This is a genomic window from Streptomyces sp. NPDC048600, from assembly GCF_055587025.1.
In genome coordinates this window covers 218,725-243,557 of record NZ_JBVJGZ010000004.1, presented here as the reverse complement: position 1 = coordinate 243,557, position 24,833 = coordinate 218,725, and the positions used below count along the sequence as shown (strand labels likewise).

18 protein-coding genes are annotated in these 24,833 nt (G+C 74.6%); 9 read left to right on the top strand and 9 right to left on the bottom strand.

The window, feature by feature from the left end; translation table 11 throughout:
* The first annotated feature begins 422 nt into the window (after positions 1 to 422).
* A complete protein-coding gene (locus ACZ6SQ_RS07315) occupies positions 423 to 1,655 on the top strand; it encodes a PP2C family protein-serine/threonine phosphatase (RefSeq protein ID WP_469557582.1) in 1,233 nt (410 codons plus the stop codon).
* A gap of 367 nt (positions 1,656 to 2,022) precedes the next feature.
* Here ACZ6SQ_RS07315 and ACZ6SQ_RS07310 read toward each other — a convergent pair whose 3' ends face one another.
* Entirely contained in the window at positions 2,023 to 2,670 is a 648-nt protein-coding gene (locus tag ACZ6SQ_RS07310) for a TetR/AcrR family transcriptional regulator (protein ID WP_469557580.1), read from the bottom strand.
* Positions 2,671 to 3,103: 433 nt separating this feature from the next.
* Here ACZ6SQ_RS07310 and ACZ6SQ_RS07305 point away from each other — a divergent pair, with 433 nt between their 5' ends.
* On the top strand, positions 3,104 to 4,375 hold the full coding sequence (locus tag ACZ6SQ_RS07305) for a lipase family protein (RefSeq protein ID WP_469557843.1): 1,272 nt from the start codon (positions 3,104 to 3,106) through the stop codon (positions 4,373 to 4,375).
* 65 nt (positions 4,376 to 4,440) lie between these two features.
* Here ACZ6SQ_RS07305 and ACZ6SQ_RS07300 read toward each other — a convergent pair whose 3' ends face one another.
* A complete protein-coding gene (locus ACZ6SQ_RS07300) occupies positions 4,441 to 5,646 on the bottom strand; it encodes a globin domain-containing protein (RefSeq protein WP_469557579.1) in 1,206 nt (401 codons plus the stop codon).
* Between the two features lie 83 nt (positions 5,647 to 5,729).
* Positions 5,730 to 6,170 (bottom strand): RrF2 family transcriptional regulator, encoded by a 441-nt coding sequence (locus tag ACZ6SQ_RS07295; protein WP_386381844.1) that lies wholly within the window; start codon positions 6,168 to 6,170, stop codon positions 5,730 to 5,732.
* A 245-nt stretch (positions 6,171 to 6,415) separates the two neighbouring features.
* Here ACZ6SQ_RS07295 and ACZ6SQ_RS07290 point away from each other — a divergent pair, with 245 nt between their 5' ends.
* Entirely contained in the window at positions 6,416 to 7,306 is an 891-nt protein-coding gene (locus ACZ6SQ_RS07290) for an oxygenase MpaB family protein (protein WP_469557577.1), read from the top strand.
* 157 nt (positions 7,307 to 7,463) lie between these two features.
* Positions 7,464 to 9,287, top strand: coding sequence for a SulP family inorganic anion transporter (locus ACZ6SQ_RS07285; RefSeq protein ID WP_469557575.1), 1,824 nt, complete (start codon positions 7,464 to 7,466; stop codon positions 9,285 to 9,287).
* Between the two features lie 48 nt (positions 9,288 to 9,335).
* Here the strand turns inward: ACZ6SQ_RS07285 and ACZ6SQ_RS07280 are convergent, their stop codons facing one another.
* Together ACZ6SQ_RS07280 and ACZ6SQ_RS07275 are read right to left on the bottom strand one after the other, a co-directional pair.
* Positions 9,336 to 10,028 carry an ABC transporter ATP-binding protein gene (locus ACZ6SQ_RS07280; protein ID WP_469557573.1) on the bottom strand — a complete coding sequence of 231 codons (693 nt, stop codon included), beginning with the start codon at positions 10,026 to 10,028 and terminating at the stop codon, positions 9,336 to 9,338.
* Entirely contained in the window at positions 10,025 to 11,113 is a 1,089-nt protein-coding gene (locus ACZ6SQ_RS07275) for an ABC transporter permease (protein WP_469557571.1), read from the bottom strand. The genes ACZ6SQ_RS07280 and ACZ6SQ_RS07275 overlap by 4 nt, the downstream gene beginning before the upstream one ends.
* A 170-nt stretch (positions 11,114 to 11,283) precedes the next feature.
* Between ACZ6SQ_RS07275 and ACZ6SQ_RS07270 the strand changes: the two genes are divergently transcribed.
* Both ACZ6SQ_RS07270 and ACZ6SQ_RS07265 read left to right on the top strand, forming a co-directional pair.
* On the top strand, positions 11,284 to 12,504 hold the full coding sequence (locus ACZ6SQ_RS07270) for a sensor histidine kinase (protein WP_469557569.1): 1,221 nt from the start codon (positions 11,284 to 11,286) through the stop codon (positions 12,502 to 12,504).
* Positions 12,501 to 13,136: a response regulator gene (locus tag ACZ6SQ_RS07265; RefSeq protein WP_469557567.1), complete on the top strand. Its 636-nt coding sequence runs from the start codon at positions 12,501 to 12,503 to the stop codon at positions 13,134 to 13,136. Before ACZ6SQ_RS07270 ends, ACZ6SQ_RS07265 begins: the two co-directional genes overlap by 4 nt.
* A 55-nt stretch (positions 13,137 to 13,191) precedes the next feature.
* Here ACZ6SQ_RS07265 and ACZ6SQ_RS07260 read toward each other — a convergent pair whose 3' ends face one another.
* Positions 13,192 to 13,830: a TetR/AcrR family transcriptional regulator gene (locus tag ACZ6SQ_RS07260; RefSeq protein ID WP_469557566.1), complete on the bottom strand. Its 639-nt coding sequence runs from the start codon at positions 13,828 to 13,830 to the stop codon at positions 13,192 to 13,194.
* Positions 13,831 to 13,899: 69 nt separating this feature from the next.
* On the opposite strand from ACZ6SQ_RS07260, the gene ACZ6SQ_RS07255 reads away from it, so the two are divergent.
* On the top strand, positions 13,900 to 15,504 hold the full coding sequence (locus ACZ6SQ_RS07255) for an FAD-binding oxidoreductase (protein WP_469557564.1): 1,605 nt from the start codon (positions 13,900 to 13,902) through the stop codon (positions 15,502 to 15,504).
* Positions 15,505 to 15,785: 281 nt separating this feature from the next.
* Positions 15,786 to 16,226, top strand: a complete 441-nt coding sequence (locus ACZ6SQ_RS07250; protein ID WP_469557562.1) for an OsmC family protein — start codon at positions 15,786 to 15,788, stop codon at positions 16,224 to 16,226.
* A 30-nt stretch (positions 16,227 to 16,256) separates the two neighbouring features.
* Here ACZ6SQ_RS07250 and ACZ6SQ_RS07245 read toward each other — a convergent pair whose 3' ends face one another.
* The 3 genes from ACZ6SQ_RS07245 to ACZ6SQ_RS07235 all read right to left on the bottom strand — a co-directional run bounded on the left by ACZ6SQ_RS07245 (position 16,257) and on the right by ACZ6SQ_RS07235 (position 20,376).
* Complete coding sequence (locus ACZ6SQ_RS07245) at positions 16,257 to 16,748, bottom strand: universal stress protein (protein WP_469557560.1); 492 nt, start codon at positions 16,746 to 16,748, stop codon at positions 16,257 to 16,259.
* Positions 16,749 to 16,752: 4 nt separating this feature from the next.
* Positions 16,753 to 18,072 carry an SLC13 family permease gene (locus tag ACZ6SQ_RS07240; protein WP_469557558.1) on the bottom strand — a complete coding sequence of 440 codons (1,320 nt, stop codon included), beginning with the start codon at positions 18,070 to 18,072 and terminating at the stop codon, positions 16,753 to 16,755.
* A 135-nt stretch (positions 18,073 to 18,207) separates the two neighbouring features.
* Complete coding sequence (locus ACZ6SQ_RS07235) at positions 18,208 to 20,376, bottom strand: FUSC family protein (protein WP_469557557.1); 2,169 nt, start codon at positions 20,374 to 20,376, stop codon at positions 18,208 to 18,210.
* A gap of 341 nt (positions 20,377 to 20,717) precedes the next feature.
* Between ACZ6SQ_RS07235 and ACZ6SQ_RS07230 the strand changes: the two genes are divergently transcribed.
* Entirely contained in the window at positions 20,718 to 24,830 is a 4,113-nt protein-coding gene (locus ACZ6SQ_RS07230) for a molybdopterin-dependent oxidoreductase (protein ID WP_469557841.1), read from the top strand.
* Positions 24,831 to 24,833 lie beyond the last annotated feature (3 nt).

Genomic DNA, 24,833 nt, shown 5'->3' with positions numbered 1-24,833 from the left:
ACCGGGGTGCCACCGGGGGTGCCGCCCGGCCCCTCGCCGGTCGCGGCGAACTCGACCACGGGACCGCTCCCCGGCGCCCGCGAGACCGCGCCCGGCGACCACGGAACCGCTCCCCGGCGACAGCGGCCTCACCCTGGGACATCACCGCCGGTCAGAGCGTCGCCAGCCACCCCCGGGCCCCGTTCCGGACCGCTCCCGAACCCCCGTTCCGGACCCCGGCCGAGCGCGCCCCGCACCACCGTGACCAGCACCTCACGCCCCGCCTCGTGACCGCCGCACGGATTCGGCCGTTGAGCCCGAGGCGGAGAACGGCGGCGGGGACGAGCCACCGGTTCTTCGCGAAGAGGACGGAACCCGCGCCGAACGGCGCGTTCCTCCTTATCGTGGACAGGCACAGCGACTGCGGGGCCGAGGTGGGCGGTATGCACAATCCGGAGATCGACTACGAGGCGGTCTTCCACGCCCTGCCCGGCATGGTCGCCCTGCTCACCCCCGACCTGGTGTACGCCGACGTCAACGAGGACTTCGTCCGGCAGTCCGACCGCACCCGGGAACAGCTCATCGGCCGGTACATCTTCGACGTCTTCCCCGAGAACACCGAGGACCCCGCCGCGGCCGGCGGCATGCGGGACGTCGAGGCGTCGATGAACCGGGTGGTGGCGACGGGGGAGCGCGACACGATGGCGCTCCAGCGCTACGACATCGCCGACCCGGTGCTGGCCGGACGCTGGCGGGAACGCTACTGGAGCCCCGTCAACGCGCCGGTGCTCGGGCCCGACGGACAGGTCTCGCTCATCGCGCACCGGGTGGAGGACGTCACCGAGCTGATCCGGGCCCGCGGCGGGACGGGCGACAACGGACGGGCGCGGGTCCTGGAGGCCGAGCTGTACACCAGGGCCCGTGAGCTGCAGGAGGTCAACGAGCGGCTGCGCCGGGCGCACGACCGCGAGCGTGAGGTCGCCCTGCGCCTCCAGGAGGCGATGATGCCCCCGCCCGGGCTCGTGGGGCACCACCGTGCCGCCGTGCGCTACAAGCCCGCCGTCCGTGACCTCAACGTGTGCGGCGACTGGTACGACCTGGTCGATCTGCCCGGCGACCGGATGGCCGTGGCCGTCGGGGACGTGGTCGGGCACGGTCTCGCGGCGGCCTGCGCGATGGGCCAGCTGCGCAGCGCGCTGAGCGCGGCCACCCGGATCGCAGGCGGCCCGGCCCAGGCGCTGGACGCGGTGGAGGTGTACGCGCGTTCCGTCGACGGGGCCCTGTCGACGACGGTGGCGACGGTGTTCATCGACTGGGAGGACCACAGCCTCGTCCACAGCAGTGCCGGGCACCCGCCGCCGGTGCTGCTCGACGCCGACGGCACGGTGATCCTCCTCGACGACGCGACGGACCCGCCCCTCGGCGCCCGCCCGGAACCGCTGGCCCGGCCCCAGGCGCGGGTGCCCTTCAGCCCGGGCGCCCTCCTGCTGCTGTACACCGACGGGCTGATCGAGCGCCGGGGCGAGGACATCGACGACGGTCTCACCCGGCTGGCCAAGACCCTCGTCCGGCGGCGGAGCGACGACTGCGAGGCCCTGGCCGACGCGCTCCTCGCGGACCTGCTCCCCGCAGAGGGCAGCACCGACGACACGGCCCTGGTGGTGATCCGCCTGTAAGGACGGTGCGAGAACGCCCCGGGTGGTCGGTGGTCGCCCGCGCCCGCGCGACGGAGCCGCACGCCCCTTGTGAGGGGGGTGCCCTGCCGGCCGACCTTTCAGGGGCGCGGGGAACTGCGCGACCAGCCCCCCACGGCCCGCAGGCGGCAGCCCGTCGCACCGCGCGCGCTCTTGGGGGCGGGGGGAACTGCGCAGGCTTTTCAGGGGCGCGGGGAACTGCGCGACCAGCCCCCCACGGCCCGCAGGCGGCAGCCCGTCGCACCGCGCGCTCTTGGGGGCGCGGGGAACTGCGCGACCAGCCACTCGCCAGGCCGACCCCTCAGCCAGGCCGGCCCCCCCGCTCGGCGGCCCCCCCAGCCGGCCGGCCTCAGTACGGCAGCCCCTCCGACGCGGCACACAACGCGGCGTACAGACTGCCCACGAGTTCCTCGGCCGGCGCGTCGGCGCGGTCGGCGAAGCGCAGGGCGAAGTCCTCCGCCCCGGCGCGCAGGGCCGAGTTGAGGGTGGCCGCGTGCACCCGTACCCGAAGGTCGGCGCTGTCGGCGCCGGAGCGCCGGGCCAGCAGGTCGGCGAGGACCGGGAGCGCGTCGTCGTGGGCCTGGAGCCAGACCAGCCGCAGCGCCGGTTCCGTGCGGGTCATGCGGATGAGGTCGAGCACCGCGCGGTCGGCGCCCGGCAGGTCCCCCGTGTCGAGGGCGAGCCGGAGGAAGTCCAGCAGCGGGAGATCGGCCGGCCATTTCCGCAGGGCCTCGACCGCCGTGTCCAGGCCCGCCATGAGCAGCGGGCGGACACAGCTCTCCTTGCTGGGGAAGTGCCGCCACAGCGTGCGGGCGGAGATGCCGACGGCCTGGGCGATGTGCTCGCCGGTGGTCCGGGTGACGCCCTGTTCGGTGAACAGCCGGACGGCCTCACGTGCGATCTCGTACCGCAGGGCGGCCTTGCGGCGTTCGACGAACGAGGCCGGCCCCTGCGGCGGCAGTCCTCGCACGGTCTCGCCCGGTGCCGGTTCCCGCACCGATTCCCCCTCCCGCAGACGAGCCGTCAGGATAGCCGCGCCGTTCGAATGACTCTCGCAGACATCTTGTCACTCAGTGACACCGTCCGTACGCTCCTCAACTGACCGACGAGTAACAAGTCGCGGCCGGACCCTCCGCCGCGCCCTGGTTCCGCCGTAGGCCCGACCGGCCGACGCCCCACGCACCACGCCCGTCCCTCAGTGGTTCCCTCGCGCGCACGTGCACCGGAGTGGGGCCCTGAGGCATGCCACGCCCCCACGACGCGTGGCGCCCCACGACTCCTCGACGAAGCAGGGAATGAGCCGCATGACCCCTCAGCTGTCCACGCAACCGCCTCCCCATGACCCCGCCCGGCCCGTCACCGGACGGACAGGCTCAGCGCGGCGTGAACGGACCATCGCCCGGCGGACCTTGTCGGCCGTCGCCCTGGTGATGTCGGCCGGCCTCGCCACCCAGATCCCGGCGGCCGCCGCCGCACCGGCAGCCGCCCAACAGGTCTCCACGGGCGTCGGCTTCTACGACCCCCCGGCCCGACTCCCGGCCACGAACGGGGCATTGATCCGCACCGAGGCGCTGCCCCTCGCTCTCAGCCTGCCCGGCATCAACGGCCCGCTGCCGGGCACGGCCACCCGCATCATGTACAGGTCCACGGACTCCGGCGGCCGGCCCGTCGCCGTCACCGGCGCCTACATCGAGCCCTCGGCCAGGTGGGGCGGGTCCGGACCGCGTCCGCTCGTCGCACTGGCCCCCGGCACCATGGGGCAGGGCGACGCCTGCGCCGCGTCCAAGGCGCTGGAGAAGCCGCTCTCCGTCGCGGACGGCGCGGTGTCCGTGGGATACGAGAACCTGGCCGTCCACCGCATGCTCGCCAAGGGCATCGCTGTCGTCGTCACCGACTACGTGGGCCTCGGCACCACCGACCGCGTGCACACCTACGTCAACCGGCTGGACGGCGGCCACGCCGTGCTGGACGCCGTCCGGGCCGCCCGCGCACTGCCCGGCACCTCGGTCACCGCCCACTCGCCCGTCGGCCTGTACGGCTACAGCGAGGGCGGCGGAGCCACCGGATCGGCGGCCGAACTCCAGCCCGCCTACGCGCCGGACGTCGTCCTGGCCGGAGCCTATGTGGGCGCACCGCCCGCCGACCTCGTCGAGGTGCTCAAGGCCGTGGACGGCAGCACGCTCGCCGCCGCGCTCGGCTGGGCCGTCAACGGCCTCGTCCAGTCCGACCCCGAGATGAAGCCGGTCCTGGACTCCTACACCAACGACAAGGGGGTCGAGGCGCTCGCGGACCTGTCCACCGCCTGCGTCGGCAACGGCATCTTCGGCTACGCCGGGACCAGGTCGACCTCATGGACCAGGAACGGGGTGTCGGTCGCGGACATCGTCGCCGCCGAGCCCACCGTCCTGGCGATCCTCGACAAGCAGCGTCTCGGCGGGTCCGTCCCCGCCGCCCCCGTGCGCGTGGCCACCGGCACCCACGACAACCTGGTCACCCACGCCCAGGCCCGCCGGCTCGCCGCGGACTGGTGCGCCCGGCAGGCTCCCGTGACCTACGCGCCGATCGGGATCCCCGATCTGGGCGAGAAGCTGATCAACCACTTCCTGCCCCTGATCACCGACCAGGGCGACGCCATCGACTGGCTCACCGACCGGCTCGAGGGTGTTCCCGCCACGTCCAACTGCTCGACGCTGGGCGGCTGATCGCGGACACGCCCGAGGGGCGCGAGCACATCGTGTGCTCGCGCCCCTCGGAACGGCCGGGCTGGTCAGGCGGCCTCGCCGAGCCACAGGTCGGGGCCGAAGACCTCGTAGTGGATGTCGGCGGCCGGCACACCCCGGCGCAGCAGCTCGCCGCGCACGGCGCGCATGAAGGGCAGCGGCCCGCACAGGTAGGCGACCACGCCCTCGGGCAGCGGCACCTCGTCCAGGTCGGCCTGTCCGAGCCGGGCCCCCTCGGGCAGTTCGCCCTCGCCCGCGCTCTCGTACCACAGGTGCAGCGCGGCACCCGGCAGCGCCTCCGTGAGCGTGTGCTGCTGGGCGTGGTGGGCGTGGTCGGCGGGCGTGCGGTCGGCGTGCACCACGGTGACCGGGCGGGTGGCGCCGTTGGCGGCGAGGTGGTCGAGCATGGAGAGCATCGGCGTGGTGCCGATGCCGGCCGAGGCCAGAAGCAGCGGGGTGTCGCCCGCCGGCAGCACCAGGTCGCCGAAGGGCGCGGAGACGCTGAGCTCGTCGCCGGGCAGCGCGTGGGCGTGCAGCCAGGCCGAGACCTCGCCCTGCGGACCCTCGCCGCCGCGTACGCGCTTGACCGTGATGCGCCAGTCCGAGCCGCCGGGCGCGGCGGAGAGGCTGTACTGGCGGATCTGCCGTGCGCCGTCCGGGAGTTCGACCTGCACGCTGACGTACTGGCCGGGCCTGAAGGCGCCGGCGGGGGTGCCGTCGGGGCGGCGCAGGACCAGCGAGACGGCGTCGGGCGTCTCCTCGTGGCGCTCCGCGACCACCATGGGCCGCCAGCTCGCACCTTCGGGTACGCCCGCGTCCCGGTACAGGCCGGCCTCGATGGCGATCAGGGCGTTCGCCATCAGCCAGTAGACCTCGTCCCAGGCGGCGGCCACCTCGGGGGTGACGGCCTCGCCGAGGACCTCGACGATCGCCGCGAACAGGTGCTCGTGCACGATCTTGTACTGCTCGGAGGTGACGCCGAGGGCGGCGTGCTTGTGGGCGATGCGGGACAGCATCGCGTCGGGCCGGGTCTCCGAGTGCTCCAGCAGCGCGGTGGCGAACGCGGCGATGGAGCCCGCCAGGGCCTGCCGCTGCTCGCCGTTTGCCTGGTTGCCGCGGTTGAACACGTCGCGCAGCAGCTCGGGGTGGGCCGCGAACAGCCGTGAGTAGAAGCGGCCGGTGATCTCGCCGATGGCGGCCCCGACGACGGGGAGGGTGGCGCGGACGACCGGCGCGGACTGCTCGGACAGCATGGAGACTCCCTTAATTGGTATTTGATCTTCGTATTTTCGGGCGCGCGTCATCGCGGTACGGCGTGCTGCTGTGAACGGACGGTTCAGTCGGGACGGCTGCTCAGACCGATGAGGACCGGCCCGGTCGGCGGACCCACGAGATCGCCGACGGTCAGGGGATCGAGGGTGGCGTAGAAGGCCTGCTGAGCGGTGCGCAGCGCGCCCCGCAGCCGGCAGGCGCCCCGCAGCGGACAGGGCGGATCTCCCTCGCACGCCACGACATCCCCCTCACCCTCCAACTCCCTCACCAGCCAGCCGATCGACGCCCGCCGCCCGAACGGGGTGAGGTCCAGTCCGCCGCCCCGTCCACGACGTGCCTCGACCACCCCGAGCTGCCGCAGCCGGCTGACCACCTTCGCCATGTGGGCGTACGGCACGGCGACGGCCTCGGCCACCTCCCGGGTGGTGGGGGAGTCGTCCTCCTCGCAGACCGCGAGCCGCATCACGGCGCGCAGCGCCAGGTCGGAGAACTTCGTCAACCGCATGTCTGTGACGCTACCAAATGCTCATCTGCGATTCGCATTTGAAAGGGGCGAAACGGCGGTGGAGAACCTCACAGGCCCCGCGGCCGACATGGGGCCGAACGGCCCTGGACACGAGCGGGCTCCCACAGCGCGGCACCGTGCTGCCGCACCCCCGACCCGTCCCGGACGGGCACGCACCCCGCGCGCCGGGTACGTGTAGGGCAGGGCGCCGTCCCGGCGCCCTCACGACAGGGAGGCCACCGCCCATGCGACTGCTGCCGGAGCTCGGCCCCGTGCGCGACCGGGTCGGCGAGGCGATCTTCTCCCGGGTGGCCGGACCCGAGGGCCCGGCGAACCGCGCCCGCATCCACGGCTCGCCGGGACCCCGCTGGTTCGGCCCCGACCGGCCGGTGCGCCGGGTGCACGGAGACGCCTCGATGTTCACCGGCGGACTGGCCGCCCTGCTCCTGCAGTCGCTGCACCCGCTGGCCATGGCCGCCGTGGCGGGACACTCCGGTTTCCGCGGCGACCCCTGGGGGCGGCTGCAACGGACCAGCACCTTCCTCGCCGTCACCACCTACGGTCCCGCCGACAGCGCCCAAGGGGCCTGCGACCGGGTGCGTGCCGTGCACGACACCGTGCGCGGCACGGCGGCCGACGGCCGCTCCTACGCGGCCGCCGACCCGCATCTGCTGTGCTGGGTGCACATCGCGGAGGTCGACTGCTTCCTGCGCGCCCACCAGCGCTACGGCGCCCACCCGCTGGACGCCGCGGGCTGCGACGGCTACGTCGCCGACATGGCCCGCATCGCCACCGCCCTCGGCGTCCCCGACCCGCCGGCCGACCGCGCCGGACTCGACCGGCGGCTGGCCGAGTACCGGGACGAATTGCGGGCCACACCCGAGGCCCGCGACACGGCCCGCTTCCTGCTGCTGCGGCCGCCCGTGCCGCTGCTCGCCCGGCTGCCGTACGCCGTGGTCGCCGCCAACGCCGTCTCCCTGCTGCCCGACTGGGCCTCGCGCGAACTGAGGCTGCCCCGGATCACCGTCGCCGAGGACCTGTGCGTGCGGCCGCTCGGCACGGCCGTGACCGCCGGGATCCGCTGGGCGATGGCACCCTCCCGCGCCCGCGTCCGGGCGGGCGGAGTCCGGCCGTGACACCGCGCCGGCGAGTGCGCCCGTCCGGCGGGCGATCTTGCGGCCGAGGTCCCAGAATGACCGTGTCGGCGTACCCTCGGACGTCCCCTGAGCCGCTCCCGGCCGGGGAGGCCCCCCTCGGGTGGGCTGTCGGCCCGAGCCGGAGGGATGGACAGCGATGGCGGACGACAGGACCGGTCCACCCTCCGATCCTGGTCCGCCGGACGAGGGGCGGGAGCAACGCCCGCTCCGCGGCACGGTCCTGACCCGGCTGAACGCCGTCCCCGGAGTCCGGGCCGCCAGGACCTACCGGCGGGAATGGCTCACCAAGGACGTGGTCGCGGGCGTCGTCCTCACCACCCTGCTCGTCCCGCAGGGCATGGCCTACGCCGAACTCGCCGGACTCCCGCCCATCACCGGCCTGTACACCACCATCCTCTGTCTGCTCGGGTACGCGGTGTGCGGTCCTTCCCGCATCCTCGTCCTCGGCCCGGACTCCTCGCTCGGGCCGATGATCGCCGCGACCGTGCTGCCCCTGGTGGCCGCCGACGGCGACCCCGGCCGCGCGGTCGCCCTGGCCTCCATGCTCTCGATCATGGTCGCGGGGATCATGATCCTGGCCTCGGTGGCGAAGCTCGGCTTCATCGCCGACCTGATCTCCAAGCCGACGATGATCGGCTACATGAACGGCCTGGCCCTCACCATCCTGATCGGCCAGCTGCCCAAGCTGCTCGGCTTCAAGGCCGACGCCGACGACCTGGTCGGGGAGTGCGTCGGGCTGGTGCAGGAGATCGCCGACGGGGCGGTGGTGCCGGCCGCGGCCGCCGTGGGCATCACCGGGATCGTGCTGGTCCTGCTGCTCCAGCGGGTCGTGCCCAAGGTGCCCGCCGTGCTCGTCATGGTGGTCCTGGCCATCGCCGCCGTCACGGTCTTCGACCTCGGTGAGCACGGCGTCAGCCTGGTCGGCGAACTGCCCGAGGGCTTCCCTCCGTTCACCCTGCCCGAGGTACGCGCCTCCGATCTCGCCCCGCTCATCGGCGGGGCGCTCGGCATCGCCCTGGTCTCCCTGGCCGACACGATCTCCAACGCGTCCGCCTTCGCCGCCCGCACCGGCCAGGAGGTCCGCGGCAACCAGGAGATGATGGGCGTGGGCGTCGCCAACCTGGCCGCGGGCCTCTTCCAGGGCTTCCCCGTCAGCACCAGCGGCTCCCGCACGGCGGTGGCGGAACGCGCGGGCGCCAGGAGCCAGCTCACCGGAGTCGTCGGCGCCGCGCTGATCATCCTCATGCTGCTGCTCGTGCCGGGCATGTTCCGCAACCTGCCCCAGCCCGCCCTGGCCGCTGTCGTGATCACCGCCTCGCTGTCGCTCGCCGACGTGGCGGGCAGCGTACGGCTGTGGCGCCAGCGCCGCACGGAGTTCCTGCTGTCGGTCGCGGCCTTCCTCGGCGTGGCCCTGCTGGGCGTGCTGCCGGGCATCGCCATCGCCGTGGGCCTGTCCGTGCTCAACGTCTTCCGGCGCGCCTGGTGGCCGTACGCGGCCGTCCTCGGCCGGGTGCCGGACCTGGAGGGCTTTCACGACGTACGGTCCTATCCGCGGGCCGAGCGGCTGCCCGGTCTGGTGATCTACCGCTTCGACGGTCCGCTGTTCTTCGCCAACGCCAAGACCTTCCGCGACGAGGTGCTGCGGCTCGCCCGGACCGAGCCCCGGCCCGAGTGGATCGTCGTCGCGGCCGAGCCGATGACGGACGTGGACACCACCGCCGCCGATGTGCTGGAGGAACTCGACGAGGCCCTCAACGCCGACCACGTCCATCTGGTCTTCGCCGAACTGAAGGACCCCGTCCGCCGCAAGATCGAGGCGTACGAGCTCACCCGCACCATCGACCCGCGGCACTTCTTCCCGACGGTGGAGAGCGCCGTGGCCGAGTTCCGCCGACGCACCGGGGCCGAGTGGACGCAGGCCGGTCCCGGGCAGACGCCACCGGCCGGGGACGGGCGGTGAGCGGGGCGGACCCGCGCGACGGCCGGCCGGGCCCGGCCCCGCCCCGCGTCAGCCGGCCGGCCCGGAGACCCCGGCGCCGGTGACCCGGCCGTCGCGCACCTCGGCGATCCGGTCGGCCGCGCCGAGATGGGCGGGGTCGTGCGTGACCAGGACGGTGGCGGTGCCCCGCTCGCGGGTGAGGCGGCCGATGAGCCCGACGACGGCGGCGCCGCGTTCGTGGTCGAGGGCGCTGGTGGGCTCGTCGACCAGGAGCACCGCGGGGTCGTTCATCAGCGCCCGCGCGATGTTGACGCGCTGGCGCTGCCCTCCGGAGAGCTGGTGGGGCCGCCGGTGCGCCTGGCCGGCGAGCCCCACCGCGTCGAGGAGGTCCCTGGCCCGGCCGCGCGCCCGGGAGGCGGAGCGGCCGTCGATGTGCGCCATCACCTGGAGCTGCTCCACGGCGGTGAGCGACGTCAGCAGGTTCGGCTGCTGGAAGACGATGCCGATCCGGTGCCGGCGCAGCTCGGTGAGCTCGGCGCGGGTCAGGCCCGTCGTGTCCGTGCCGTCGACGGTGACGGTCCCGGCGTCGGGGGTGACGAGGGTGGCGGCGACCGCCAGCAGACTGGACTTGCCGGAGCCGGACGGGCCGGCCACGACGGTCAGGGTGCCCGCGGGGACGTCCAGACGGACCCGGTCGAGGGCGGTGATCCGGCCGTCGCCGTCGGGGTAGGTGAGGACGACGTCGGTCAGCTTCAGGCTCATCGGGCGCTCCCCAGCGCGGTCAGCGGGTCCACGGACGTGACACGGCGGACGGACAGGGCGGCCCCGAGCGCCCCGAGCAGGACCATCACGGCGGCCGGAACGAGCAGGGCCGAGGGCGTGAGCACGAACGGCACCGAGGACCCGGACACCGCGGCACCGATCGCGGCGGCGAGCACGGTGCCCGCCGCGGTACCGCCGGTGAGCAGGACCAGCGCCTGCCCCAGGGCGTCCTTCAGCAGGTGGGAGGTGCTCGCGCCGAGTGCCTTGAGCACGGCGGTGTCGGCGCCGCGCTGCAGGGTCCAGACGGTGAAGAAGGCCCCGACGACCAGCGCCGAGATCGCGAACAGGAAGCCGCGCATCAGCTGGAGCGAGCCGTTCTCGGAGGCGTACGACCCGATCGCGGTCAGGGAGTCGTCCTTGGAGACCGTCCGTGTGCCGGCCGCCCGGTCGACGGCGGCGGGGTCGGTGTCCGCACCGGTGCGCAGGGCGATCACGGTCGCGACCGCGCCGGAGCGGGCCCCGGCCGAGGGCGCCGTCCGCTGCCAGACGGCGAGACTCGTCCAGACGACCGGAGTGTGACTGAAGGACGCGTCGCCGCGCACGGCCGTCACCGTCAGCCGCTGCCCGGCCAGGTCGAAGGCGTCACCGGGCCGCAGGCCGAGGTCGTCGGCGGCCGTGGCCGACAGCACGGCGGCAGGCCCCTTCAGCGTGGCGCTGTCCGGAGCGAGCGGGGAGCCCTGCCGGACGCCGAGGACGGACACCGCGGCACGGCGCCCGTCCGCGCTCGCCCGCGTCGTGCCGATGCCCAGCGGCTCGGCCGCGCGGACCCCCGGCGCGGCCGCCCAGCGCCGCAACTGCTCCTCGGTGACGGTGGAGTCGGAGTAGGACAGGTCCCGGCCCTCCCCGGGCGCGCCGAACGCGATCCGGTCGGCGGGCAGGCCGGTGATCGCGGAGACGTTCTGCCGGCCCAGCCCGGCGGTCAGTCCCGACAACAGCCCGACCAGCAGGGCGATCAGCACGATGACGGCTCCCATCAGGGCGAAACGCCCCTTGGCGAACCTCAGATCTCTCCAGGCGACGAACACGGCCTCGGCCTCGTCCTCTCCGGTGGCGGCATGACGACTCCACCGTCCCCGCCGCGGCCCGGTGAGCACATCTGGCGGGGGAGGGGACTCCTCGCATCACAAGGCCGTACCCGGGTTCCAACTTTCGATGGAGGCAGCCCGGCGCCCGGCTTCCTTACAGTGGAAGGACTGTGAACGCATCCACCCCCGTCCTGACCCCGACCGCCCGTGCCCTGGCCTGGTGCCTGCACCTGCTGACCGCCGGCCTGCTCGCCCTGGCGGCCGGCCGGGCCGTCGCCGACGCGCGGCCGCACGCCGCGGCCGTCGTCGCCGCCGCGGCGGCCTGTGCCCTGGCCTGCGCGGCCGGACCGCTGATGCCCCGCGTCCACCGCTCCCGGCGTGCCGCCCTGTGGTGGCTCGCCGTCGTGGTCGCGCTCTGGCTGGTCCTGCTCGGGCTGTCCGCCGACGCGGTGTGGGTGGCCTTCCCGCTGTACTTCCTCCAGCTCCACCTCCTGCGCCCGCGCGCCGCGCTGCCCGCCGTGGCCGCGACCGCCCTCGCGGCGATCACCGCGTACGCCGTTCACCAGGCGTCCTTCGCCCCGGCCATGGCCATCGGGCCCGCGCTCGGCGCCGCCGTCGCGGTGGCCGTGATGTGGGGGTACGAGGCCCTGTACCGGGAGAGCGAACGCCGCAGGCGGCTCATCGAGGAGCTCACGGCCACCCGCGCCGAACTGGCCCGCGCCGAGCACACCGCGGGTGTCCTGGCCGAGCGCGAACGGCTGGCCGGCGAGATCCACGACACCCTCGCCCAGGGCCTGTCCAGCATCCAGCTCCTGCTGCGCGCCGCGGAGCGCGCCCTGCCCGCCAGGCCCGACACCGCCGCCCGTCATGTGGTGGCCGCGCGGCAGGCCGCCGTGGACAACCTCGCCGAGGCCCGCCGCTTCGTCGCCGCCCTCACCCCGCCCGCGCTGGACGGCGGCAGCCTCGCCGACGCGCTGGAACGCCTGTGCGCCACCACCAGCGCCCGGCACCGGCTCGCCGCCCGCTTCGAGCTCACCGGCGACCCCGCCGCGCTGCCGACCGCGCACGAGGTGGCCCTGCTGCGCGTCGCCCAGTCCGCTCTGGCCAACACCGTCCGCCACGCCGACGCCGACTCCAGCGAGATCACCCTGCGCTACGTCGGCGACCAGGTCAGCCTGGGCGTCGTCGACGACGGCGCGGGCTTCGACCCCGGCGCGCTGTCCGGCCCCGACGCCGAGAGCGGCGGCTTCGGTCTCAGGGCCATGCGCGCCCGTATGCACGCGCTCGGCGGCACCCTGACCGTCGACTCGGCCCCCGGAAAGGGCACCACCCTGTCCGCCCGGCTGCCCCTGACCGCGCCCAGGGCGAGCGAACACGGGGCCCGCGCATGACCGGCACCTCCATCGGCCTCCTGCTGGCCGACGACCATCCGGTGGTCCGCGCCGGTCTGCGTGCCGTGCTGGAGACCGAGCCCGGCATCGTCGTCGTGGCCGAGGCCGCCACTGCCGAGGACGCCGTGGCACGCGCCGCCGTGGGGGACATCGACGTGGTGCTGATGGACCTGCGGTTCGGCGGGGGCATGAACGGCGCCGAGGCGACCGCCCTGATCACCGCCCGGCCGGGCGCTCCCCGGGTCGTGATCGTCACCACCTACGACTCCGACGCCGACACCCTGCCCGCCATCGAGGCCGGCGCGACGGGCTACCTGCTGAAGGACGCCCCGCCCGAGGAACTGGCCGCCGCGGTCCGCACCGCCGCGGCCGGCCGCACCGCCCTCGCCCCCTCGGTCGCCGAGCGGCTCCTGAACCGGCTGCGCACCCCCGGCACGGCCCTGACCCGCCGGGAGACCGAGGTCCTCACCCTGGTCGCCGAGGGCCTGTCCAACCAGGCCGTCGGACAGCGTCTCCACCTGACCGAGGGCACGGTCAAGTCCCATCTCGCCCGCGTCTACACCAAGCTCGGCGTCGACTCCCGCACCGCCGCCGTCGCCACGGCCACGAACCTCGGGCTCATCCGCCGCTGAGGGGCGATGCGCGGAGGGGCACGGGTCCCTCGTCGCCACGGGGGCCGGCCCGGCCTCACGCCCCGCCCTCCTCACCCGCGAGAATCACCCGCCCCGCCGCGAACAGCCGCGCACACCGCATCGCCATCGCCTCGGGCGACTCGCCAGGACGGCTGATCCACCAGCGGACCAGGGCCGTGGCCAGGCCTCGCCAGGCGTAGGCGAGCGCGTCGGCGTCGAGCGGGTCGTCGGCACCGGTCGCGTGCAGCAGCTCGGCGGAGCCGATCGCGGCGAGCTCGTCGATGGCGCCGCGAAAGCGGGCGGCGCGCCCGGCGGCCTCGCTGCCGGGCGGCAGCGAGGGGTCGTAGAGGACGAACCAGGCCTCCCGCTGCCCCTCCAGGGCGGTGAACAAGCCGTGCAGCACCCGCAGCGGTGTGGGCCGCGACGCCGTGCCGGGTTCGGCCATCGCGGTGCGTACGGCGCCCAGCAGCCGTTCGCCGACCGGCTCCAGACAGGCCAGGTAGAGGTCCTGCTTGCTGCCGAAGTACTGGTGGACCAGGGCCTTGGTGACGTCCACGCGGGCGGCGACGGCGGCCACGGTGGTGGCCTCGTAACCGTGGCGGCCGAACTCCTCGACGGCCGCGGCGAGGATCTGCCGTTCTCGCTCGGCCCTCGGCACGCCCTTGGTGCCGGCCCTGGGGTGAGGCGTTGTCATGGAAGTGAATTTACCCTACGGTAATTTACCGATGGGTTAATTACCGTGACCAGGCAGGGAGCACCGCTCATGCTCAAGACGGCGACCGACACCGGCAGCACCCGCACCCGCTCCTGGTGGGGCTGGGGCTACGCCGACGCCCACCCCGACGACGCCGAGTGCGCCGCGCTCGGCGCCCTGCTCCCGGGCACCCTCGCCCGCCCGCTGCCGATACCCCGGGTGGCCGACCTGTCCGTGGGCCGCCCCGGTGCGACACCCCCGGCCTCCCTGGCGCACCTGGTGACCGACGACCCCGCGGCGCGTGCCGCCCATGCCATGGGCCGCGCGTACCGCGACGTCATCAGGGCCCTGCGCGGCACGCCCCGCCGCATCCCCGACCTGGTCGCCCGCCCGGCCGGTGACCAGGACGTCGCCGACCTGCTGGACTGGGCGGGCGGGCACGGCGTCGCCGTGATCCCCTTCGGCGGCGGCTCCTCCGTGGTCGGCGGGGTGGAGTACCGCGGCGACGCCCACCGCGCCGTGCTCTCGCTGGACCTGACCGCGATGGACCGCGTCCTGGAGATCGACACGCGCGGCCGCGCCGCCCGTATCCAGGCCGGTGCCCTCGGCCCGGTGCTGGAGGCCCAGTTGCGGCCGCACGGCCTCACGCTGCGGCACTTCCCGCAGAGCTTCGAGTTCTCCACGCTCGGCGGCTGGCTGGCCACCCGGGCGGGCGGCCACTACGCCACGGTCCACACCCACATCGACGACTTCGTCCAGTCCCTGAGGGTGGTCGCGCCCGCCGCGACGGGCGCCTCCTGGCGGCTGCCCGCCTCCGGCGCCGGACCCTCGCCCGACCGGCTGTTCCTGGGCTCCGAGGGCGCGCTGGGTGTCATCACCGAGGCATGGATGCGCCTTCAGGAACGCCCCCGGTTCAAGGCCTCCGCGTCCGTGGCGTACGGCGACTTCGGGGCCGCGCTGGAGGCGGTCCGCGCCCTCGCCCAGTCCGATCTGGCCCCGGCCAACTGCCGTCTGCTCGACCCCGGCGAGGCCATGCTGTCCGGTGCCGCGCAGGACGGCTCCTCCGTGCTGGTCCTCGGCTTCGAGTCGGCCACCGCGCCCGTCGACGGCCGCCTCGCGACCGCCCTGGACCTGGCCCTCGCGCACGGCGGCCGTGTCGACACGCCGGCGTCGGGCGGTGACGCCCCGGCCGACGCCGCCGTCACCGCGTGGCGCTCGGCGTTCCTGCGCATGCCCTATCTGCGCGACGGTCTCGCCCGCATGGGTGCCGTCGTCGACACCTTCGAGACCGCGGCCGGCTGGGACACGGTCCCCGCCCTGATCGACGCCGTCCGTACCGAGGTGGCCGCGGCCGCCACCAAGGCCACCGGGCACACCGCGACCGTCAACTGCCGTCTGACCCACGTCTACCCGGACGGCGCCGCCCCCTACTTCACCGTGGCCGTCGCGGGCCGTCCCGGTGACGAGGTCGCGGTCTGGGACGACATCAAGGCCGTCGCGGCGGACGTACTGCACCGCCACCGCGCCACCATCACCCACCACCACGCCGTCGGCCGCGACCACCGCCCCGGCTACGACCTCCAGCGCCCGGAGCCCTTCGCCCTGGCCCTGCGCGCGGCGAAGGACGCGCTCGACCCGCACGGTGTCCTCAACCCCGGGGTCCTGCTCGGCTGACCGGGTCCGGTCGCGGGGCCCCGGTCCTGCGGCCTCCGCGGCGTCAGGTGCGTGCTCCAGGGTCCATCCGCACCGCCGGTCGCGGGGCCCCCGGACCGGCCTGGACGCCACCGTCGCCTACGGCCCGAACGGCCAGGGCCTCACGGGCAGCGGCCTGCACGACCTCGGCGGACCCGTGGGCCACGCCGAACAGATCCTCACGGTCCGCCCGCTGCACCAGGGTTGAAGGGCCGGGCGCCGGTCATGACGGGTATCCGGTGGTACGGCGTTAGGGTCGCGGCATGACCGACAACACCCTTCGCTCCGTCACCGTCGAGCGCATCGGCACCGGCCGCTTCGTGGCCACGAACGCCCGTGGCGGCACCGTCACCTTCGGAAGTTCCTCGGACCCGGACGCGGAGACCGAGTTCACGCCGGTCGAGCTGCTGCTCGCCGCGCTGGCGGGCTGCAGCGCCGTGGACGTGGACGTGGCCACCGGGCGGCACGCCGAGCCGGACCTGTTCACCATCGTGGCGAGCGGCCACAAGATCAGCGACGACCTCGGCAACCGGCTCACCGACCTCCGGGTCACCTTCTCCGTGTCCTTCCCCGACGGCGAGGGCGCCGAGCGGGCCCGGGCGATCCTGCCCAGGGCCGTGAAGACCTCGCACGACCGGCTGTGCACGGTCAGCCGGACCGTGGAGACGGGTACGCCCGTCACCGTCACGGTCGAGGAGGACTGAGCACCGCCGAGCCCCTGGCTGAACCCGCGCTCAGTGACGGTCGGGCGGCGGGGACGGCAGCGAGGTCAGGCCCGGGGCCGGTTCGGGCCAGACCAGCAGCACGGGGCACGGGGCGTGATCGACGACGAAGCGGCCCGCCCGGCCGAGGCTGTGCGGGCCCAGATGGGTGTGGTCGCCGTCGCGGGCCAGGATCAGCAGATCGGCGTGCTGCGCGGCGGTCACGACCTCGTGCTCGACGCGCCCGGTGCGCTCGGTGAGGGTGCAGGGGCGGCCGAGCCGGTTGGCCGCCGCCTGGAGGAGCTGCCGGGCGGAGGTGGCGGCGAGGTGCTCCATGCGGGTGCCCGGGTCGCGCTCGGGGTGACCGCGGCCGAGGAGCCCCGCGAAGGCGCCGTGCGCCGCGCCCGGCACGTCCGCCGGGGTGACGTGGAGCAGGACGATGTCGGCGTCCCCCGGCACCTGGGTGAGTGCGGCGTCCACACAGGCGGGCCAGGTGCCCTCGACGATCCAGACGACCACGGGCATGGAGTCAGCCTCCTCCGAGCACGGCGAGTGAGGCCCACAGTGCCAGTACCGCCGCGCCGAGGCTCGCCGGAACGGCATACAGACCGAGCATGGTGAACTCCTTCAACTCCACCTCGCCGTCGTGCGCGTGCACGATCCGCCGCCACAGCAGCGTGGCCAGCGACCCGGCGTAGGTGAGGTTCGGCCCGATGTTCACTCCGAGCAGCACCGCCAGCACCGCACCTGGTCCGGACGGAGCCGTGAGCGGCAGCAGCACCAGCACCGCGGGCAGATTGTTGATCAGGTTGGCCAGTACGGCGGCCAGCGCGGCGATCCCCAGCAGGGCGGGCAGCCCGGTGCCGTCGGGGACGACCCGGCCCAGCGCCGTGTCGAGCCCGTTGTCGACGACCGCGCGCACCACGACGCCCAGCGCCAGTACGAACGCCAGGAACGGCACCGAGGCCGAGGCCAGCAGTGCCTTCGGGCCGGTACGGCGCCGGGCCAGCGCGCGCACCGCCAGGGTGAGGGCCCCGGCCAGGGCGGCCCAGGCCGGGTCGATGCCGACCGCCGAGGCGACGACGAACCCGGCCAGCGTGCAGACCACGGTGACCAGCGCGAACACCGGCAGCTCGGGCGCGTCCGCGCTCGGCGGTGCCTCCGCCCCCGCGTCCAGGTCGGTGGCGAAGAAGCGCCGGAACACCGCGTACTCGACGGCGATCGCCACCAGCCACGGCAGGGCCATCAGCGCGGCGAACCGGGTGAAGCTCAGCCCGCTGGCCGTGAACGCCAGCAGGTTCGTCAGATTGGAGACCGGCAGCAGCAGCGAGGCCGTGTTGGACAGATGCGTGCACGCGTAGACATGCGGCTTGGGGCGGGCTCCGAGCCGGGCGGCCGTGACGAACACGACCGGCGTCAGCAGGACCACCGTGGCGTCCAGGCTCAGCACCGCCGTGATCGCGGAGGCGGCCACGAACACCTGCCCGAGGAGCCGGCGCGGCCTGCCCGCGGCCGTCCGCGCCATCCAGGCCCCGCAGGCGTGGAACAGGCCCTCGTCGTCGCAGAGCTGGGCGAGGACCAGGACCGCCGCCAGAAAGCCGATCACCGGCCCGAGCCGGGCGGCCTCGTCCACGGCGTCCTCCAGGGAGATCGCCCCGGCGGCCACCACCAGCACGGCGGCGGGAACGGCGACCACCGCCTCCGGCCGGCCGAAGGGCCGGACGATCGCGCAGGCCAGCACCAGCACCAGCAGGGCCGCGGACAGCGTCTCCGCGAGCGGGGCGTTCAGGATCGGTTCCCTTCTGTGGAGCGGCGGCCGTGTCTGTGGAGCGGCGGCCGTGACGCTCATGGATCATGGCGAATCCGCCCCTCCGCCTCAAGGCGTGCCGGTCATGGATCATGGCGAAACCGCCCCCTCCGCCTCAAGCAACGACGCGTCCCGAAACGCCCCCGGGCGCCTCGCCGCTCGCTGCCGCTGCCGCGCTCAGCGCGCCCGCCCGGACGCACTCGACCGCCCGGCCGGACGCGCCGGTTCATCGTCCGGCACGGGGTCGCCGCCGGCGATCCGGGTCAGGTCGGCCGCCAGCGACTCCAGCCACGCCACGGTCGCGAAGTACAGGCGAGGCGCGCCCGGCGGCTCCGCGAGGAACTCCGTGCGGTCGGGGGCGGCCCGGGGCGGCGGCGCGGTCGGGGTGTCCGCGCCGGGGTCCAGCGCCGCCGAGACCAGCAGCATCCGCGCCGCCACCCGGTCCCCGAGCCGGGACAGCGAGTCGGCCGCCGGGTGCGACAGCCCGGCCGGGGGCGGCTCCAGCAGACGTTCGGAGCCCCACAGCGTGTGGTGACCGGCGATGAGGGTCGCCTGCCAGTCCACCCGCGCGGCCGCGGCCCGGCTGCCGGTGCCGGGCGAGGCCGTACCGTGCGCGGTCCCGCCGAAGTGGTTCGGCTCGGTCTGGAACTGGGCGTAGGCCGACTCCGCGAGGATCAGCGCCTGATGCAGCGACCGGTGACCGGGCGCGCCGGACGGCAGGGCCACCGCCCCTCCACCGGTCAGCGACGCCGCGGTCGCCACCACCACCTCGGCCGCCCTGCGCAGGAGCTCGGCACTCACGCGCCGCAGCTCGTCGTGCGCGCCGCGCGGCCAGGCCAGCACACCGAAGACCGCGCCGATCGCACTCCCGACCAGCACGTCGAGCATCCGCACCTCCGCCAGCTCCCAGGTGGGAGGCGCCAGCTGCGCGAACACCAGCGACACCAGCACGGTGAACAGCCCCTGCGCCCAGCCGACGCCGCGCACCGGCCCGACGGTGAAGGCGAACAGCATCCACAGCGGCAGCGCCACGGCGTAGAACGAGGTGTCGGTGCCGACCAGGGTCAGTGTCACCGCCGTCAGCAGCGCCCCGGCCAGGGTGCCCGCCAGGGCGAGGCGGATGGTGTGCCAGGTCGCGTCCAGGGTGGTCCGGGTGAGCGTGAGCGTCGCCAGCATCGCCCAGAAGCCGTGCGGCAGCGTGTCCACACCGGCGACGAGCCGGGCCGCCGTGAGGGCCAGCGCGATGCGCACCGCGTTCTGGAAGAGCACCGAACGGCTCCCCGCGTGGCCGCGGACCCGGTGCCACCACAGGACCGGCGCCCGGACCGAGGTGTACCAGAACCGTTCCGCGGACACCTCCACCGCGGCGTGCCGGCCCCGGACCGCCCGGTCGGCCGCCGCGCCCAGGGCCAGCGCGGCATCGGCGATCTCCAGCACGGCGGCGTGCTCGCGCAGCACGGCGGGCGGGACGCCGGGGCCTTGGGCGCGGGCCGCACCGCCCGCCGACAGGTCCGAGAGACGGTCGTGCGCCGCCGTCAGTGACTCGTACGCGGCCGTCGGCGACGGCCCCGCCCGCAGACAGTCCGCGCTCGCCCCGGCCAGCTCCGCCACCGCGCCCAGCACGGCGGTCACCTCGCGCCCCGGCGCGCGGGGCGGGGCGGGCAGCCGCGCGAGACGGTTGAGCAGGGTCCTGGTGACGAGGCCGGTGTGCGCGAGGGCGCGATGGCGGACGCCCGGCCCGGCGGGGCGTTCCGCCTCGGGCACCTTCAGCGCCCGCAGCGCCGATGAGGCCTCCAGCGCCGCTCGCCGGTCCCCGTCGGGCAGCACGTACGGCGCCTCGGCGAGCAGCCGCGCGCAGCGCCCGGCGGTCAGCGCGGCACGGGCCGTCCGTTCCCGGTACGGCACGGGGGAGGGCTCGGGGAAGAGCAGCGCCTCGGCGGCGGCCAGGAGCACCAGCCCGGTCGTCGTACCGATGAGCCGGTCGTCGAGCGAACCGGGATCGTACGGCGGGAAGGACGGCAGGATGTACAGCAGCTGCAGGCCGGGTGCCACCCCCGCCGGACGCGGACCGCCCACGGCGGCGAAGGCCAGCGCGAAGCCGACCACCAGCATGCCGGCGACGGCGCTCCAGGTCCGCACCGACAGATAGGTGCCCACGACCACCAGCACCCAGCACACCGGCAGCACCCGCAGGACGATCCCGGCCCGCTCCCGTCCCGTGCCCGGGATCCTGGACAGCCCGCCCAGCGCCACCGCCGCGAACAGCGCGTAGGTGGCCGCGACGGGCCGGTCGAGGCCGTAGCGGAAGAGGTAGAAGCCGGCCGCCGCGGCCGACGCCACGCGCACCGCGCGCCGTCCGGAAGCGGTATAGGCCGCCGGGGTCCACCCGGCTGGGACACCCCACACCCCTTCAGCATCACCCACCTCACCCGCCACGGCACCCGCCCGGCGGTGCCGCCCGGGCGCCGGCGCGGGGAGTTCACGCCCGCCCACCCCGCCCTGTGCGCCGCCCTTAACTCTTCAAGATCGGATCAGGAGACATCGACGTAATAAGCGCTGCGTACCGTCGGGACCAGTGGCGATGGACCGAGTACTGCAAGGAGGCGCCCGTGGCCGTGCCGGGCTCGCGCACCGAGGGGACGACGAAGGTGCGGACGGTCTGCTCCTACTGCGGGGTGGGCTGCGGCATGGTCCTCGACGTGGGCATGGGGCCGGACGGGCGTCGTACAGTGCTGAAGGCGACGGGGGACAAGGAGCACCCGGCGAACTTCGGACGGCTGTGCACCAAGGGGGCGACCACCGCGGACATGCTCGCCGCTCCCGGGCGGCTGGGCACCGCGCTCGTGCGGTCGGACCGGGGCGAGGAGCCGCACCCCGTGCCCGTGGCGGACGCCGTCGCCGAGACGGCCGCCCGGCTGCGCCGCATCGTCGACGAGCACGGACCGGACGCCCTGGCGTTCTACGTGTCGGGCCAGATGAGCCTGGAGGCGCAGTACCTGGTCAACAAGCTCGCCAAGGGCTTCGTGCGAACCAACCAGATCGAGTCGAACTCCCGGCTGTGCATGGCCAGCGCCGGCACCGGCTACAAACTGTCCCTCGGCGCCGACGGCCCGCCCGGCTCGTACCAGGATCTCGACAAGGCGGACGTCTTCCTCGTCATCGGCTCGAACATGGCCGACTGCCATCCGATCCTGTTCCTGCGAATGATGGACCGGGTCAAGTCGGCGGGCGCCCGGCTGATCGTCGTCGACCCCCGGCGCACCGCCACCGCCGACAAGGCCGACCTGTTCCTCCAGATCAGGCCGGGCACCGACCTCGCCCTGCTCAACGGCCTGCTGCACCTGCTGCACGCCGGCGGGCACACCGACCCCGCCTTCATCGCCGCGCACACCGAGGGCTGGGAGGAGATGCCCGGCTTCCTCGCCGACTACCCGCCCGCCACCGTCGCCGAGATCACCGGCATACCCGAGGAGGACATCCGCGAGGCCGCGCGGCTGATCGGCGAGGCGGGGGAGTGGACGAGCTGCTGGACGATGGGCCTGAACCAGTCCACGCACGGCACCTGGAACACCAACGCCCTGGTCAACCTGCATCTGGCCACCGGCGCCATCTGCCGCCCCGGCAGCGGCCCGTTCTCCCTGACCGGACAGCCCAACGCGATGGGCGGCCGCGAGATGGGCTACATGGGACCCGGCCTCCCCGGACAGCGCTCGGTGCTCGCCGACGCCGACCGGGCCTTCGTCGAGGAGCTGTGGCAGCTCCAGCCGGGCACCGTGCGGGCCGACGGCGTCGGCAGGGGCACGGTCGAGATGTTCCAGAAGATGACCGACGGCGAGATCAAGGCCTGTTGGATCATCTGCACCAACCCGGTCGCCTCCGTCGCCAACCGCAAGACCGTCATCGAGGGCCTGGAGGCCGCCGAGTTCGTCGTCACCCAGGACGTGTTCGCCGACACCGAGACGAACGCGTACGCCGATGTCGTCCTGCCCGGCGCGCTGTGGACCGAGACCGAGGGCGTCCTGATCAACAGCGAGCGCAACCTCACCCTCGCGCGCCCCGCCGCGGACCCGCCCGGCGAGGCGATGGCGGACTGGCGGATCATCGCCGCCGTGGCCCGCGCGATGGGCTACGGCCAGGGCTTCGCGTACGACAGCGCGGAGGAGGTCTTCGAGGAGCTGAAGCGCGCCTGGAACCCGGTGACCGGCTGGGACCTGCGCGGGGTGAGCTACGAGCGGCTGCGCGCCACGCCCGTGCAGTGGCCGGCCGCGAGCGAGGACGGCCCCGACCGCAACCCGATCCGCTACCTCGGCGCGGACGGCACCCCCACGTTCCCGACCGCGAGCGGCCGCGCCGTCTTCCACGCCCGCCCGCACATCCCCGCGGCCGAGATGCCCGACGACGACTACCCGTTCGTCCTCAACACCGGCCGCCTCCAGCACCAGTGGCACACCCTGACCAAGACGGCCAAGGTCGCCAAGCTGAACAAGCTCGACCCCGGCCCCTTCGTCGAGGTGCACCCCGAGGACGCCGCCGCGCTGGGCCTCGCCGAGGGCGACTCGGTGGAGGTGGCCTCGCGGCGCGGCCGGGCCGTGCTGCCCGCGGTCGTCACCGACCGGGTGCGCCCCGGCTGCTGCTTCGCCCCGTTCCACTGGAACGACCTGTTCGGCGAGTACCTGAGCGTGAACGCCGTGACGAGCGACGCCGTCGACCCGCTGTCCTTCCAGCCCGAGTTCAAGGTGTGCGCGGTGTCGCTGACGAAGGCGGCCACGCCGGTCACGGTGCGGACCCCCGCGCTCACGGGCGAACCGGCGCGGGCCGCGACGCCCGCGCCCGTGCCGGTGCTCGCCGCGGGCCCGGCCCTCTCGCCGACGTCCGTGACCCCCTCTCCCTTCGGACTGAAGCTCGCCCCGCCGCCGCCCGTCCTCGCCGACCACGAGCGGCTGTATCTGACCGGCTTCCTCGCGGGCATCCCCTACGGCGCCCCGGGCGTCCCCGTCCTGCCGCCCGACGCCCCGTTCAGCCCCGAGCACGCGGTGTGGGTGAACGGCGTCCTGGCCGGGATGTACGCCAGGACCGACACCTCCGCCGCCCCCACGCCCGGCGGTCTCTCCGGCACCCCGGCCCGGCCCGGGGACCCGCCGCGCCGCCAGGTGCTCGTGCTGTGGGCGTCGCAGACCGGCAACGCCGAGGAGTTCGCGAACGCCACGGCCGAGCGGCTCAGCGCGGACGGCCACCCCGCCTCACTGCTGCCCATGGAGGACGCCGACCTCGCCGCGCTGCCCTCCGACGCCGACCTGCTGCTGATCACCAGCACCTTCGGCGACGGCGACGCCCCGGACAACGGCACCGTCTTCTGGGACGCCCTCGCCGCGGCCGACGCCCCGCGCCTGCGGGGCCTGCGCTACTCCGTACTGGCCTTCGGGGACTCCTCCTACAACGACTTCTGCGGCCACGGCCGCCGGCTGGACCTGCGGCTGGCGGAGCTGGACGCCGAACGCCTGGCCCCGCGCATCGACTGCGAGCCCGACTTCGAGACCGAGGCGGCGGCCTGGCTGGACCAGGTGAGCACCGCCCTGAAGACCTCAGAAGCCGCAGCCCCCGCGGCGCACGCACCCGCGCCGCAGGCCCCCGCCCCCGCGGCGTACGCACCCGCCGCGCCGGCGGCGCCCAGGCCCGCCCGCCCCGCCGTCCTCACCGCCCGGCTCACCGGCAACCGGCTGCTGAGCCTGCCCGGCGCGGGCAAGGAGGTCCGGCGCTTCACCTTCGACACCCGGGACAGCGACACCCCGCTCGTCTACGAGGCCGGCGACGCCCTCGCCGTGCACCCGGCCAACCAGCCGGACCTCGTCACGGAGTGGCTGGCCGTCACCGGACTCGACGCGGACACGGCCGTCCAGGTCAGGAACGCCGGCGAGGTGACCTTCGCCGAGGCCCTGCACCGCCACCTGGACATCACCCGGGTCACCCCCGACCTGCTGCGCTTCGCCGCCGACCGCACCCGCGACCCGCGCGAACTGCGCAAGCTGCTGCGCCCGGACAACAAGGACGGGCTGGCCCAGTGGTCCTGGGGCCGTCAGGCCGTCGACGTGGCGGCCGAGTTCGGCCCGCGCGCCGGGGCGCAGGAGTGGGCCGACGTGCTCGGACGCCTCCAGCCCCGGATGTACTCCATATCGTCCAGCCCGCTCGCCGACCCCGGCCTGGTCTCCCTGACGGTCTCGGTCGTCCGCTACGAGAACCTGGCAGGCCGCGCCCGCCAGGGCGTGTGCTCCCCCTTCCTCGCCGACGCCGAGCCGGGCACGCCCGTCCCGGTCCGTGTCCAGCGAGCACCGCACTTCCGGGCGCCCGCCGACCCGTCCGTCCCCACGGTGATGGTGGGCCCGGGCACGGGGGTCGCGCCGTTCATCGGCTTCCTGGAGGAGCGCAGGGCCCGCGGCCACCGCGCCCCGAACTGGCTGTTCTTCGGCGAACAGCACCGGGCGACCGATTTCTACTACGAGCAGGAGCTGTCCGGCTTCCTCGCCGACGGCACGCTCACCCGGCTGGACACGGCCTTCTCACGGGACCAGCGCGCCAAGGTCTACGTCCAGGACCGGATGCGCGAGCACGGCCCGCTTCTGTGGTCCTGGCTCCAGGACGGCGCCCACTTCTACGTCTGCGGAGACGCCTCCCGCATGGCCAAGGACGTCGACCGGGCCCTGCGGGACGTCGTCTCCGTGCACGGCGGCCTGGACGAGGTCGAGTCGGCGGCGTACGTCAAGCAGCTCGCCGCCGACAAGCGCTATGTGCGGGACGTGTACTGAGCC

Excerpts from the sequence above, each read along its gene's own strand:
- ACZ6SQ_RS07315 (WP_469557582.1), top strand. The coding sequence starts at position 423 with ATGCACAATCCGGAGATCGACTACGAGGCGGTCTTCCACGCCCTGCCC.
- ACZ6SQ_RS07305 (WP_469557843.1), top strand. The coding sequence starts at position 3,104 with ATGTCGGCCGGCCTCGCCACCCAGATCCCGGCGGCCGCCGCCGCACCG.
- ACZ6SQ_RS07300 (WP_469557579.1), bottom strand. The coding sequence starts at position 5,646 with ATGCTGTCCGAGCAGTCCGCGCCGGTCGTCCGCGCCACCCTCCCCGTC.
- ACZ6SQ_RS07295 (WP_386381844.1), bottom strand. The coding sequence starts at position 6,170 with ATGCGGTTGACGAAGTTCTCCGACCTGGCGCTGCGCGCCGTGATGCGG.
- ACZ6SQ_RS07290 (WP_469557577.1), top strand. The coding sequence starts at position 6,416 with ATGCGACTGCTGCCGGAGCTCGGCCCCGTGCGCGACCGGGTCGGCGAG.
- ACZ6SQ_RS07285 (WP_469557575.1), top strand. The coding sequence starts at position 7,464 with ATGGCGGACGACAGGACCGGTCCACCCTCCGATCCTGGTCCGCCGGAC.
- ACZ6SQ_RS07280 (WP_469557573.1), bottom strand. The coding sequence starts at position 10,028 with ATGAGCCTGAAGCTGACCGACGTCGTCCTCACCTACCCCGACGGCGAC.
- ACZ6SQ_RS07265 (WP_469557567.1), top strand. The coding sequence starts at position 12,501 with ATGACCGGCACCTCCATCGGCCTCCTGCTGGCCGACGACCATCCGGTG.
- ACZ6SQ_RS07260 (WP_469557566.1), bottom strand. The coding sequence starts at position 13,830 with ATGACAACGCCTCACCCCAGGGCCGGCACCAAGGGCGTGCCGAGGGCC.
- ACZ6SQ_RS07255 (WP_469557564.1), top strand. The coding sequence starts at position 13,900 with ATGCTCAAGACGGCGACCGACACCGGCAGCACCCGCACCCGCTCCTGG.
- ACZ6SQ_RS07250 (WP_469557562.1), top strand. The coding sequence starts at position 15,786 with ATGACCGACAACACCCTTCGCTCCGTCACCGTCGAGCGCATCGGCACC.
- ACZ6SQ_RS07245 (WP_469557560.1), bottom strand. The coding sequence starts at position 16,748 with ATGCCCGTGGTCGTCTGGATCGTCGAGGGCACCTGGCCCGCCTGTGTG.
- ACZ6SQ_RS07240 (WP_469557558.1), bottom strand. The coding sequence starts at position 18,072 with ATGAGCGTCACGGCCGCCGCTCCACAGACACGGCCGCCGCTCCACAGA.
- ACZ6SQ_RS07230 (WP_469557841.1), top strand. The coding sequence starts at position 20,718 with ATGGTCCTCGACGTGGGCATGGGGCCGGACGGGCGTCGTACAGTGCTG.